This window comes from Streptomyces shenzhenensis, assembly GCF_021462265.1.
In the GTDB taxonomy this organism is placed as follows: Bacteria; Actinomycetota; Actinomycetes; order Streptomycetales; family Streptomycetaceae; genus Streptomyces; species Streptomyces shenzhenensis.
In genome coordinates, this window is record NZ_JAJONF010000025.1 from 131432 (window position 1) to 144500 (window position 13069).

At 71.9% G+C, this 13069-nt stretch carries 12 protein-coding genes; 8 read left to right on the forward strand and 4 right to left on the reverse strand.

What is annotated here, in order from left to right:
• Positions 1–58: 58 nt before the first annotated feature.
• From LQ326_RS28760 to LQ326_RS28770, 3 genes are all read left to right on the forward strand, one after another.
• Entirely contained in the window at positions 59–1789 is a 1731-nt protein-coding gene (locus LQ326_RS28760) for an N-acyl-D-amino-acid deacylase family protein (protein ID WP_234541616.1), read from the forward strand.
• Positions 1786–3249, forward strand: coding sequence for an aldehyde dehydrogenase family protein (locus LQ326_RS28765; RefSeq protein ID WP_234541618.1), 1464 nt, complete (start codon positions 1786–1788; stop codon positions 3247–3249). Before LQ326_RS28760 ends, LQ326_RS28765 begins: the two co-directional genes overlap by 4 nt.
• A gap of 198 nt (positions 3250–3447) precedes the next feature.
• Entirely contained in the window at positions 3448–4002 is a 555-nt protein-coding gene (locus LQ326_RS28770) for a DUF3455 domain-containing protein (RefSeq protein WP_234541619.1), read from the forward strand.
• A gap of 105 nt (positions 4003–4107) precedes the next feature.
• Here the strand turns inward: LQ326_RS28770 and LQ326_RS28775 are convergent, their stop codons facing one another.
• On the reverse strand, positions 4108–4494 hold the full coding sequence (locus LQ326_RS28775; protein ID WP_234541635.1) for a nitroreductase/quinone reductase family protein: 387 nt from the start codon (positions 4492–4494) through the stop codon (positions 4108–4110).
• 268 nt (positions 4495–4762) lie between these two features.
• A complete protein-coding gene (locus tag LQ326_RS28780) occupies positions 4763–5347 on the reverse strand; it encodes a 3'-5' exonuclease (RefSeq protein ID WP_234541637.1) in 585 nt (194 codons plus the stop codon).
• Positions 5348–5528: 181 nt separating this feature from the next.
• Between LQ326_RS28780 and LQ326_RS28785 the strand changes: the two genes are divergently transcribed.
• Complete coding sequence (locus LQ326_RS28785; RefSeq protein ID WP_234541639.1) at positions 5529–6137, forward strand: hypothetical protein; 609 nt, start codon at positions 5529–5531, stop codon at positions 6135–6137.
• A gap of 219 nt (positions 6138–6356) precedes the next feature.
• On the opposite strand, the gene LQ326_RS28790 is transcribed toward LQ326_RS28785, so the two are convergent.
• A complete protein-coding gene (locus LQ326_RS28790) occupies positions 6357–6941 on the reverse strand; it encodes a TetR/AcrR family transcriptional regulator (RefSeq protein WP_234541649.1) in 585 nt (194 codons plus the stop codon).
• Between the two features lie 216 nt (positions 6942–7157).
• Here LQ326_RS28790 and LQ326_RS28795 point away from each other — a divergent pair, with 216 nt between their 5' ends.
• The 3 genes from LQ326_RS28795 (at position 7158) to LQ326_RS28805 (ending at position 10489) form a co-directional block, all read left to right on the forward strand.
• The gene (locus LQ326_RS28795; protein ID WP_234541651.1) at positions 7158–7922 is read left to right on the forward strand and encodes an SDR family NAD(P)-dependent oxidoreductase; all 765 of its coding nucleotides are present in this window, start codon (positions 7158–7160) and stop codon (positions 7920–7922) included.
• 725 nt (positions 7923–8647) lie between these two features.
• Positions 8648–9853, forward strand: a complete 1206-nt coding sequence (locus LQ326_RS28800) for an FAD-dependent oxidoreductase (protein ID WP_234541661.1) — start codon at positions 8648–8650, stop codon at positions 9851–9853.
• A 303-nt stretch (positions 9854–10156) separates the two neighbouring features.
• On the forward strand, positions 10157–10489 hold the full coding sequence (locus LQ326_RS28805; RefSeq protein ID WP_234541663.1) for a hypothetical protein: 333 nt from the start codon (positions 10157–10159) through the stop codon (positions 10487–10489).
• 75 nt (positions 10490–10564) lie between these two features.
• Here LQ326_RS28805 and LQ326_RS28810 read toward each other — a convergent pair whose 3' ends face one another.
• Positions 10565–12070, reverse strand: coding sequence for a CehA/McbA family metallohydrolase (locus LQ326_RS28810; RefSeq protein ID WP_234541706.1), 1506 nt, complete (start codon positions 12068–12070; stop codon positions 10565–10567).
• Between the two features lie 154 nt (positions 12071–12224).
• On the opposite strand from LQ326_RS28810, the gene LQ326_RS28815 reads away from it, so the two are divergent.
• The coding region (locus LQ326_RS28815) for an LLM class F420-dependent oxidoreductase (protein ID WP_234541707.1) at positions 12225–13069 on the forward strand (845 nt) is incomplete at its 3' end.

Below are 13069 nucleotides of genomic sequence, written 5' to 3' on the forward strand. Positions count from 1 at the left end.
GCGCAGTTCCCCGCGCCCCTTTGGGTGGGTTGAGTCCCCTCAGTTGAAAGGGAGCCCCATGCTCGATCACGTCATCAAGGGCGCGTCCGTTGTCGACGGAACCGGCGCGCCCGCCCACACCGCCGACGTCGGTATCCGTGACGGCCGGATCGCCGTCATCGGCGCCGTCACCGAGGAATCGCGTACCAGCGAGGACGCGGCCGGGCTCGTGCTGGCGCCCGGCTTCGTCGATCCGCACACGCACTACGACGCGCAGCTCTTCTGGGACCCGTACGCGACGCCTTCGCTGAACCACGGAGTGACGACGGTCGCCGCCGGCAACTGCGGGTTCACCCTCGCGCCGCTGAACCCGGAACGTCCCGCCGACGCCGACTACACCCGCCGCATGATGTCCAAGGTCGAGGGCATGTCCCTGGTCGCCCTGGAGGAAGGGGCGCCCTGGAGCTGGAACTCCTTCGGGGAGTACCTGGACGCGCTCGAAGGGCGGATCGCCGTCAACGCCGGGTTCATGGTGGGGCACTGCGCTCTGCGCCGGTACGTGATGGGGGCGGACGCGGTCGGCGGGCAGCCCAGTGAGGAGCAGCTGGCCCAGATCGTAAGGCTGTTGCACGAGGCCATGGACGCGGGGGCGTGGGGGTTCTCCACCACCCAGTCCAGCACGCACTCGGACGGGGACGGGCAGCCGGTGGCGTCGCGGCACGCGCTGCCCGCGGAGCTGCTCGCGCTGTCGCGCGCCGTCGGGGAGCACGAGGGGACGCAGATCGAGGCGATCGTGGCCGGGTGCCTCGACCAGTTCAGCGACGCCGAGATCGAGCTGTTCGCCGAGATGAGCGCGGTGGCCGGGCGGCCCCTGAACTGGAACGTGCTGACCGTGGACGCCGCCGTGCCCGAGCGGGTGCCCAGGCAGCTCCAGGCCAGTGAGCGGGCCCGGAAGGCGGGCGGCAGGGTCGTGGCGCTGACCATGCCGATCCTCACGCCGATGAACATGTCGCTGGGGACCTTCTGCGCGCTGAACCTCATCCCCGGGTGGGGGCCGGTACTCGGGCTGCCGGTTCCGGAGCGGATCGAGCAGCTCCGGGATCCCGCGGTGCGGGCGGAGATGCTGCGGCGTGCCCAGTCGAAGGAGGCCGGGGTCTTCCGGCGGCTCGCGAACTTCGGGCGGTACGTCATCGGGGACACGTACAGCGAGGCGAACGCCGGGCTGTCGGGCCGGGTGGTGCGTGACATAGCCCAGGAGCGGGGCCAGGACCCCTTCCACACCCTGGTCGAGATCTGCGCCGCCGACGACCTCCGTACCGTCCTGTGGCCCATGCCCACCGACAACGACCCCGCGTCCTGGGCGCTGCGCGCCGAGACCTGGCAGCACGAGGACGTCATGCTCGGCGGGTCGGACGCCGGGGCGCATCTGGACCGGATGTGCGGAGCCCCGTACACCACCCGCTTCATCGGTGACTGTCTGCGCGGCCGGAAGCTGCTCGGTCTGGAACAGGCCGTGAAGATGCTGACCGACGATCCCGCCCGGCTCTTCGGGCTGCGGGAGCGGGGCCGGATCGCGGAGGGCTTCCATGCCGACCTGGTGCTCTTCGACCCGGAGCGGATCGCCGCCGGCCAGGCCACCCTGGTGCACGACCTGCCGGGAGACAGCCCGCGCCTGGACGCGAAGGCGATCGGGGTGCGGGCGGTCTGGGTCAACGGCGTCGAGGCCATCCGGGACGACGTGGTGAGCGGGGCCGTACCGGGGAAGGTACTGCGGTCCGGGCGGGACACCAGGACGGTGAGCACCCGGTGAGCGGGACGGCGGCGGACGGGCAGCGGCTGTTCGTCGGGGGCCGGTGGGTGGCGCCCGACGACGGGTACTACGAGGTCGTCGACCCGGCGACCGAGGAGACCGTGGGCCGGGCCCCGGAGGCCTCCCGTGAGCAGGTGCTGGCCGCGTGCGCGGCCGCCAGGGAGGCCTTCGACGGCTGGGCGCGCACGCCGGCGGGGGAGCGGGCGGCGGTGCTCGGCCGGGCCGCCGACATCATCCGCGGCCGGCTGGGCGAGTACGCGGACCTCGCCCGCGCCGAGACGGGCGCGACCACCGGGACCGCCCGCGCCATGCAGGTGGGGGTGGCCGCGGCCCGGTTCCGGCGGTACGCGACCGTCGAGCCTGCCGAGTGGGCGATCCCGCCGCAGATCAACGAGGCCGGGCCGATGGGGAAGGCCGGGGTGATGGGCGCGCTCGCCGTGCGCCAGCCGGTCGGCGTGGTCAGCTGCATCACCTCGTACAACAACCCGTGGGCCAACCCGGCGGGCAAGGTCGCGCCGGCGCTGGCGATGGGCAACACGGTGGTGGTGAAACCCGCCCCGCAGGATCCCCTCTCCGTCTACCGGATGGCCGAGGCCCTGGAGGCGGCGGGGGCTCCGGCCGGGGTGGTGAACGTCGTCTCCGGGCGGGCCACCGGTGTCGGTGAGGCGGCCGTGGCCTCCCCCGACGTCGACATGGTGAGCTTCACCGGCTCCACGGCCGTCGGGCAGCGCATCGCCGAAGTGTGCGGGCGTGACATGAAACGCCAGTTGATGGAGCTGGGCGGAAAGGGCGCGGCGGTCGTCTTCGCGGACGCGGACGTCGGCTCGGCGGTGGCGGGCATCGGCACCACCTTCTCCTTCTACAGCGGGCAGATCTGCACGGCGCCGACGCGGGTGCTGGTGCAGCGCGGGCTGTACGACCGGCTGGTCACCGAACTGGCCGAGTACGCCGCCCGGTTGAAGGTCGGGGACCCGGCGGCTCCCGGCACGGTGGTCGGCCCGGTGATCACCGCCGAACACCGGTCCCGCGTCGAGTCGTACGTCGAACTCGCCCGGAAGGAAGGGGCGACGGTGGTCACCGGTGGCGAACGCCCGTCACTGGAGCGGGGTTTCTACGTCACCCCCACCCTCCTCGCCGACTGCACGAACGACATGCGCGCGGCGCGGGAGGAGATCTTCGGCCCGGTCGTCTGCGTCATCCCCTTCGACGACGAGGAGGAGGGCATCGCCCTCGCCAACGACTCCGAGTTCGGCCTCATCGACTACGTCTGGTCCGGGGACGTGGCCCGGGGCTTCCGGGTGGCCCGGCGGCTGCGGGCGGGCGGAGTCGGCGTCAACACGGTGGGCCGCAACATGGAGGCGCCGTTCGGGGGCTTCAAGAAGAGCGGAGTCGGCCGGGACGTGGGCTCCTACGCCCTGCACGCCTACAGCGAGGTACAGGCGATCGTCTGGCCTGGGTGAGGTGACAACTGGGCCCCTTTTCTTGCCCGTTGGGGATCGGCGGGGTGTCCCGTGCGGGCAGGGATCGGGAAACCGGTTCCGGAACCGGCGACGAGTCCGTAGCGTCCGGAGCTGACAAGGGGGACCGCCGGTTTCCGGATCGTCGACGTCCGGCCGCTCCCTTCCCCGAACAGGCACGGAATCCCTGGAGCCCACTCCATGAAGCTCGCCAAGAAAATCGCTCTGACCACCACGGCCGTCGCCGCCGCGGCCGCCGCCACCCTGCTGGGCACGACCGCCGTCCAGGCCTACTCCGCGCGGCCCGCCCACCTCCCGGCCGTCCACGCCCCCGCCGCGCTCGCCGTGCCCGACGGCAACAAGCTGACCGGCGTGTACGCCGCGCACGGTGTGCAGACCTACACCTGCACCGACGGCGCCTGGAAGCTCCTGGAGCCCGCCGCCACCCTCTCCGACAAGCGGGACCGCGCCCACCGCCCGGTCGCCCTGCACTCCCGCGGCCCGGTCTGGGTCTCCACGGTCGACGGCAGCGCGGTGAACGCCTCGGCGATCGCCACGTCCCCCAAGGACGGCGCCGTCCCCGAGCTGCTCCTGAAGGCCACGGCCACCCGCGGCGCCGGCACCTTCGAGGGCGTCACCTACGTCCAGCGCCTGGACACGGAGGGCGGCGTGGCCCCGGCGGCGACGTGCACCGGCACGGACCAGATCTCGGTGCCGTACTCGGCGACGTACGCGTTCTACAAGGCCGCCAGCTGACCTGAGCGGGTCCGGCGCCCCGCAGGGGCGCGGGGAAACCGTGCGACCAGCCACGTCGGCGCCGCGGTCGGCGGTCGGCATGCCGCGGCACTTCCGGCAGAGCGCTCAGTCGGTGAGGTCGACCCGGATCGTCAGGAGCTGCGTGCCCAGCGCCTTCACGGCCATGCTGTTGCCCCTGGGCAGGGTGCGCAGCCGGGCGACCGGGTCGTCGTCGGGCAGCAGGTGGGCGGTGCCGTGATGCCACCGCCCGCCGATCCGCACCCGCACCCGCGGATCGGCCTGGATGTTCCGCACGTACTGCGCCTTCACCCCGAACTCCGACACCAGCCAGAAACTGTCCCCGACCCGCCGCCCGCCCAGCGGGGTGCGGCGAGGCTGCCCGGAGACCCGGCCGGTGGTCTCCAGCAGGGTCTGGAAGGGCATGAGCCGGGTCAGCGGGTTGGCGACGTGCCGCTGGAACGCGGTGGTGACACGAAATCTGCGATCGGACATGGTTCCCCTGTTTCGGAGGCGGGCCCTGGCCTCACCGTACGTCGGCCGACTTCACCAGGTCGAGCAGGGCGGCGAACGCCGCGGCGCCGACCGTGCGGACGTTCCGGGGCGGGGTGGCGTCGGCTGTGCGGACGGTGGTGGGGGAGTTGGGGGGCGGTGCACCACCCAGTCGAGGTCGGTGAGATCCACCGGCCTTCTCGCGATGGGCTCGACACACGCGTCGATCAGCGCGACCCTTTCCGCGAGCTCCGTCAGTTCCCCCACGGTGTCAGGCCAGGTGTTCGACCGGAGCCGGCCAGCTGCCCCGTGCGGAGAGGTGAAGCACGAGGGTCGCGATGTTCCAGGCGTCGTCCTCGCCCCGGTGGTGGCGGCCTTCGAGCCGCAGGCCGGCGATCCGCAGGGCCTGTGCCATGCCGGGGCGCTTGCGCAGACCGTACGCCTCGGTGAAGGCAGCCTTGGCGTTGGTGTGTCGGCGGCTGAAGGGGTAGGGCGTCCCGGTGGCCTGGCACTGGCGGGTGAACTGGTGGCGGTCGTAGTCGCCCCAGCTGACCCACGGCCGGGCGCCCGCGTGGTGCTCGGCCGCCAGCAGCCGGCACGCCTCGGTGAAGGTGGTTCCCTCGTCGACCTCAGGCTGGGTGAGGCCCGTCAGCTCCGTGCAGAACTCACTGACCGTGGACCGGGCGGGCCGCACCAGGATCCGGTGCCGGGCGAGGCGTTCGCCGGCGGCCGGATCGATGACGGTCAGTCCGATCTCGATGATCTCGCTGACCTCGCCGGGCGGCGGGGAACCGGCCCAGCAGGTCGCCTCGACGTCCACGACGTTGACGAGATCCCCGGCCCAGGCGCTGTCCATGACGGGAAGCGTAAGGAGGAGCAGGGCTGGGGGCACGTGGTTTTCGGGGCTGCTCCGTCACCGGCCCGCTCTCCGCCTCCGCCGGAGCCACGGAGTTTCTTGCCCTCCCCGACATGGGCCGGACCGGGTGCGCGGGCCGCCCTCGCCCGGCCGGGCACGGCGCGAGTGCGACGATGCCCCGGTGAGCTACTTCTCGTATGCGCGTACCGGCCCTGGCCATGACCGGCAGCCCCGCCCGGAGCCCAGGCGGGCCGGGCCCGGTGAGTGGCCGAAGCTGGAGGCCGCGCTCGCCGTGGTCAACCGTGACCTGACGGCGACCTTGCCGGGGCAGGACGCGCTGGTACTGATGATCGACCCACGACCGACCCTGCCCCCGGGCGGAGTCGACAGGGGACAGGTCTACGTGGCGATGCCCGACGGCCGTTGGCAGGGCAACGCGGTGAACCCGTGGGACCCCGAGGAGGACGACCCTCTGGAGCCGGACGACGAGGCGACCGTGCTGACCGTGGTCGCGGAAGCGGCGCAGGAGACGGTCATGGAGCTGCTCTGGCAGGTCTGGCCGGTCTGCTGGGAACACAAGCTCGGCGTGCACCCTCGTCCCCCGGGGACCGCCGCCGACTGGTACGGGGGCGCGACGGACGCGGCCGGTGCGCCGGTGTGGTGGTGCCGGGGCGGCCGTGACGGCGCATGTCACGACGTCGCCCCGGTGGGCGAGCTGGCCGCCACCCTGCCGGGAAAGCAGCGGCGCGCACTGCGGCGCGGCGAGCGCCGACGGGAGGGCCGCCAGTAGCGGCGGGACCGGACGACGACCAACTCCGGTCACCCTGGGGCGGATCGCCGGGCAGGTCGGGACCGCGGGCGGGCGCGACGACCTGCGGGCCGCCGTGGAGCGGCTGGACGCGGACGGCTTTGATGCTTTTTGACGCGCTTCGGTGCACTTTGGTGCGGCTTCAGCATTGAACTGGGCGTGCGGCGGAGACCCGAGGCCGCCGGGAGACCGCACGGCGGGTCAGTTCGTCACGATGCCGTGCAGGAGGAGGTCGATCAGCCTGGTGGCCAGGGCGCGCTGCTCCTCGCTGGCGGCGATGAGGCTGATCCCGCCCAGGGCCATCAGCACGTCCTGGGCGGCGACCCCCGGTCGTGCCACCGACTGTCCTTCGGCCGCATCCAGCAGGTGGGTGAGGGCGTCGGCGAGCAGAGTCCGGGTGTGCAGCTTGTCGCTGTCGTCCGTCAGCACCACGGCCAGCGCCTCGGCCATGCCCTGCTTGGCGGCCATGAAGTCGGTGAAGCGCTCCATCCAGGTCCGCAGCGCCTGAGCCGGTGGCAGGACGGCCGTGAGCTCCGGTGCCGCCTCGCACAGGCGCCGTACCTCCTGTCGGTAGATCGCCTCGATGAGGAGTTCCTTGGACGGGAACCGGCGGTAGAGGGTGCCGACGCCCACGCCGGCCGCTCGGGCGATGTCCTTGACCGAGGCCCCCGCTCCCTGCCGGGCGAAGGCGGCCGCGGCGGCCTCCAGCAGCCGGTCCTCGTTGCGTTGCGCGTCCGCGCGCAGCGGCCTGCGGGGCCGCGCCGTGTCCCCCTCGTGGCCGGTCACAGCCGACCCCCTTCCTGCCGCCCTTGCAAACCGGAACCGGTTCCGCTTACTCTCGGAACGTCAACCGGAACCGGTTCCGGTTCGCGTTCCGGATGTGAGGGTACGGCGGCAGCCCGCGCTCGCGCCACCGGCGGCCCGGAGTCAACCCGGTCCGAACCCTCCCGATCCCCGGTTCTCCCGAGCCGAGCCCTCCCGATCTGAATCAAGGAGACGGTCATGACCGCACGTCTGCAGAACACCGTTGCCCTCGTGACCGGCGCCAGCAGCGGTATCGGCGCGGCGGTCGCCCTGGGCCTCGCCGCCGAGGGGGCCGCGGTCGCGGTCCTGGCCCGGCGCCGCGACCGGCTCGACGAGCTCGCCGGAAAGATCGTCGCCACCGGCGGGACGGCGCTCGTGGTGGTGGCCGACATCACGGATCAGGGGCAGGCGGCCGCCGCCGTGGAGCGGGTGGTGGCCGAACTCGGCCGCCTGGACGTTCTGGTCAACAACGCCGGCACGGGGCTGCCCGGACCGGTCCTCGACGCGCCCGCCCAGGAATGGGAACGCATGCTGGCGGTGAACGTGCACGGCCTCCTGCACGTCACCCACGCCGCGCTGCCGCATCTGCTGCGCGCGGCGGAGGACTCGCCCCGCCGGGTGGCGGACCTGGTCAACATCAGCTCGACCGCCGGGCGGGTGGCCCGGCCGGGCACGGCGGTGTACAGCATGACGAAGTTCGGCGTGAACGGGTTCACCGAGGCCCTGCGCCAGGAGGTCATGCGGCAGCGCCTGCGGGTGAGCGTGATCGAACCGGGGACCGTGGACACCGAGTTCGTCACGCACTCGCGGGACCACATCAGGGCCTCGCTGGACCAGCAGCTGGCCGGGATGGAGATGCTGCGTCCCGAGGACGTCGCGGACACGGTCTCGTTCGTGGTCACCCGCCACCGCCGGGTCTCCGTCAACGAGGTCCTCGTCCGCGCTTCCGAGCAGACCTGGTGAGCACCGCGGAGCCTCGCCGCCGACGGTGACCGCCGGCGCCTCGGAGACGGCCCTTTTCTCGTGTGGCTACCGCCACGTGGCGGTAGCACCGAGTAACTTCCCTGGCCCTCGTTTCCCCGCCCCGGCCGCCACGTTGAGCCGGACGAGTGGCGGCGAGGGGTGGGGTGGGTGCGGGAGGACCGATCCGAAGTGGGCAGCACGCCTCACCGACGCGGACCGCGGGGCGCTGTCGCCGCTGTTCTGGACTCACGTGAATCCGTACGACCGGTTCGAGCTGGACATGAGCACCCGCCTCGATCTCGACCTGTCCGTCCGAGCGACGGTCCAATCCTGCTCGGATCCCGGCGGGGGCAACCCTTTCCACTCCATCCGATGTGCGGCAAGACAACAATTGAGCGAATACGGGCAGAAATTCCCGGGACGGTCAAATCATCTTCTCCCTGACCAGACTTCCATCGATTCGTCAAGACTGGACTCGCCATTTATCTCGGCAGTCGCTGCGGGAGTACGAGATCAGTGAAGAACAGCACATCAGAGGGATGATCCGCTGTTGATGGCGGGCTTTCGGTGTACGCTTTCAAGGCACACGAAATTGCTTTCCGGTTGGTAGTCCGGACCGCAGGCACCGGGTTTCCGCTCTGCTGCGTCAACGTCCTCCCCTTTAGGGGAGTCCTGGTGTGCTCCGAGTACGAGAAGAAATCTGCACTGGGAGTACTGTGTCTGGAATGCGTATCGTCGTCGCCGGCGGCGGACTCGCCGGGCTGACGCTGGCCCACCACCTGAACCGGAACGGCCTGGACGTGGCCGTCTACGAGCGCGACGCCGACGTGGCGGCACGCGAGGCCGGGTACCGAATCCACATCAATTCCACCGGCACGTCCGCGCTGCACGCAGCGCTGGAGCCGCGTCTGTGGGAGCTGTTCCTGGCGACCTGCGGCATGCCGAGCGATGACATGCTGCTGTTCGACGAACAGTTCAACCTTCGCCCTGGCCGGGACAGGTCGGCCACCGAGGGCACCGGGGTGCCCACCGATATCCCCGAGCACCTGGTGGTGTGCCGCTCGACCCTGCGCCGCATCCTCCACCTCGGCCTGGAGAAGGCCGCGCACTTCGGTTCCCGGGTCACCGGCTACCGCACCAACCCCGACTCGACGATCACCGTGCTACTGGAAGGCGGGGCCACGGCCGAGGCCGACGTGCTGATCGCCGCGGACGGCATCAACTCCTCCGTGCGCGCCCAGCGCCTACCCCAGGTCCGGATCGCCGATCTCGGCTCGCGGCACATCGCCGCGAAGATCCACCTCACCGACGAGGCCAAGGCCAAGCTGCCGGAGCAGATGTTCAACGCCTTCTCGCTTGCCTACGCCGCCGACTTCACCGGGCTGACCCTTGGCCCGCTGGAGCGCACCGACCCCGCCTCGCCACTGATCGCGGAGCAGGAGCCCGACTTCCGGCGTGAGGCCACCGCGAACTACGCGCTAAGCATCTTCAACTCCCTCGCCGGCCAGATGCTCCCCGACGACGAGCTGTTCACCGCCGGCCCGGACAAACTCAAGGCGCATGCCCTGCAGCGCGTCGCCACCTGGCACCCCGCCCTGGTCGACACGGTCCGACTGTGGGACACCGCCACCGTGCAGGCCCTCAAGTGCCGCAGCTGCGTACCCGTCGACGCCTGGGAACCCTCCAACGTGACCGTCATGGGCGACGCGATCCACGCCATGAGCCCCGCCCTGGGCATCGGAGCCAACACCGCGCTGCGCGACGCGCACACCCTGGGCGAGCAACTGCTCGCCGTCGCCCACGGCGACAAACCTCTCCTCGACGGCATCGGCACCTACGAGGACACCATGCGTGACTACGCCTACCACGCGGTGCGGACGTCCGCATTCGTCGGCCAGAAGGTGATCGGGCACCTCCCCCTGCCTGAATAGTCACCGCGCTGCTCGGGTGGTGCGTATGGACGCACCACCCGAACCCGCCGACAGCTCGCGGCGGACGAAGCAACACCGGATCGACCGCCAAGACGAGACCGCGCCGCGCGGGCATCCGCGTCCGCCGCCGAGCCGCGCAGGGGTCGTAGCGCGCCGCCGGGCCGGCAGCGGTTGGTGTAAGCCCGGTTCCGCTTCGGTCCTCTCACAAACGACGACCCTTTGCCCGAGCGAGATCAGACAGGACCGGCCGGAGATCACCAGGGAGCGGATCCGCTCTCAGAACCCTTCGGCTTCTTCGCCGCGATGGCCGAGACGGAGCGGGAGAACATCCGGGAGCCGACGCTGGAGGGGCTGGAGACCGCAGCCCGCAAGGGCAAGTACGGCGGCCGGCTCCCGGTCATCACCGACGACATGCTGCACACCGTGCTGCGGCGCAAGGCGCTCGGCGGGTCCGTCGAGCAGATCCAGCCCGGCCTGATCATCCCAACCGGCAAGCGCAAGGGACAGAACCCGTCCGTCGCCGGCATCTACCGGGCCCTCGCCGAGCACGAGAGGACCCAGGCGTACCCGGAGGCCGTCGATACGGCACGCGCCGACTTCGCCGCTCTTCAGCAGCGCGACCGCGGCCCCGTGTAGTTACTCAGCGCCACACGCCACCTGGCGGTGGATATACGAGAACAGGGCCGAGACGGGTGCCGCGGCGAGGCGGTGTCAACGCCCCAGGAAAATCGGGTTGGTGAGGGCCGCGAGGGCGCCGGGGACGGGGCCCGCGGCCGTTTCGTGGCGGACCTCGGCCCGTACGTACGCCGCGTACGACGGGGTCGTCCGCCACTCCACCACGCCCGACCCGGCGACCGGCAGCGGATCGCTGGTGAGCAGGACGCCCTCGTCGGTGACGAAGCGGACCGTGCAGCGCGGCACGCCGGAGGCCGCCAGGCGGACGGTCACCGGGGTGTCGGGGGCGACGGCGAGGCGTTCGCCGATGCCCGCCCGTTCGCCGCGGCCGCCCGTCGCCGTGAAGTTCAGCGTCACGTTCTTCGACTCGGCGATGTAGGAGCGGCCCGCGCGCAGGCCCGCCTGGACGGCCGCGCGGCTCAGGTCGTCGGCGAGGACGACCGTCTGGGGCATGCCGACGGCGTCGGGATCGCGGTGGGCGTCGCTGTTGCCCATCGCCGGGAGCCACTGCCGGTTGTCGCGCACCGAGGCGACCAGGGTGGCGTCCCAGGCGGACAGCGCCACCTCGTCGTCGGGGGTGTAGGGCCCGTTCCAGACCTCGACGGCGTCGGCCTCGCCGAAGCCGAACTTCCAGGCACAGCCCACGCACGTGGCGTGCGGATGCGCCGGTACGACCAGGCCGCCCGCCTTGTGGATCCGGTGGGCGAAGTGGCCGAAGCGGTTGTCGCGGGCCCGGTAGCGCCAGTCGACGAAGGTTCCGGGGTCGGTGCCGAGGGCGACGACGTGGCCGTTGCGCGTCGTGACCTCCTCGCCGAGCATGATCAGCAGGTCGTCGCCGGCCTGGTCCGCCCAGTGGGCGTGCGCCGAGTGGGTGTTGTGCTCGGAGGAGTTGATGAAGTCCAGGCCGGCGGCGCGGGCGAGGGCCGCGATCTCGGCGGGGGTGCGGCGGCCGTCGGAGTACCAGGAGTGCAGGTGACAGTCGCCCCGGTACCAGTCCCGGCCGCGGCCCTTGGCGCGGGAGGGCGGGTAGACCGGGCGGACGGGGGTGCCGGGTTCGCCGTACGTGAGGGTGATCGTCAGCTCGTACGACAGGCCTTGCGGGGCCACGGTGTAGGGGCCGAGGGCGACGTACCAGGTGCCGGCGCCGACCGGGCCGGGGAGGTAGCCGGGGGTCGCGTCGTCGGCGCGGACGAAGAACTCCGTGCGGGCGCCGCCGGACCAGCCGCGGAAGCCCTTGCCGCCGAGGTCGGTGCCGTGCTGGTCGAAGAGGCCGATGTCGAGCGCGTTGCCCGTGGTGCCGGCCGGGACGCCCGGCCTGTCGTAGGTGTAGGCGACCTTGATCTCGCGTACGCCGGCCGGTACTTCGACCGGTACGTACACGAAGTCCGGGCAGCCGGGCGGCAGTGTGCCGCTCACCGTCCGGGTCTCCTGGTCCTGACCGTCGTCCGCCGCCGCGAAGCTCACGGGTCCCAACGTAAGGGCTGCCGCGGCGCCCGTCACGAACAGAGCCCGTCTGCCGATGCCGTGCGTCTCCTCACACATGCCGGTCACTCTCCCCTCTCGACGTGAACTCCCCTGGAAGGACAGGGAATCCACAGGCGTCCGTCTGCCCTGTGCATAGCCGTGTGAAAGGCGGGACGGGTGATGCCGACTGGTCGGTATGGACATATCGCGCCACCGCCGGTACAGATGGGGCATGCGCATAGCCGTCACGATCTTCCTCACCGACGAGACCATCGCCCCGGTCCGGCTCGCTCGTGAGCTGGAGGCCCGTGGGTTCGCCGGGCTGTACCTGCCCGAGCACACGCACATCCCCGTGGAGCGGACCACCCCGTACCCGGTGGGCGGCGACCTGCCCCGTGAGTACGGCCGTACCGTCGACCCCTTCGTCGCCCTCGGCCAGGCCGCCGCCGTCACCGGGAGCCTCGGTCTCGGCACCGGCGTCACCCTGGTCGCCCAGCACGACCCGATCGGCCTCGCCAAGCAGATCGCCACCCTGGACCACCTGTCCGGCGGCCGCTTCACCCTCGGCGTCGGCTTCGGCTGGAACGTCGAGGAGGCCGCCGACCACGGGGTGCGCTGGCGCGACCGGCGTGAACTGGGCCGGGACCGGATGGCGTTGATGCGGGCCCTGTGGGCGGACGAACCCACCGCCTACGAAGGGGAGTTCGGGAGCGTACGGGCGTCGTCCGCGTACCCCAAGCCGGTCCAGAAGCCGCGCGGGCCGGTCACCGGGCCGCGCACGCTGATCGGCGGGGCCGCGGGGCCGAAGCTGTTCGCGCACATCGCGGAGTACGCCGACGGGTGGCTGCCGATCGGCGGCCGCGGGCTCACCGAGTCACTGCCGGTGCTGCGGGGCGTGTGGGCGGACGCGGGGCGGGACCCGGCCGCCCTCCAGGTCGTCCCGTACGCGGTGCTGCCCGCGCCGGGGAAGCTCGCGCACTACGCCGAGCTGGGCGTCGAGGAGGTCGTGCTCCAACTGCCGCCGGCCGGGGAGGCGGAGGTGCTGGCGGTGCTGGACGCCTACGCCGAGTACCTCTG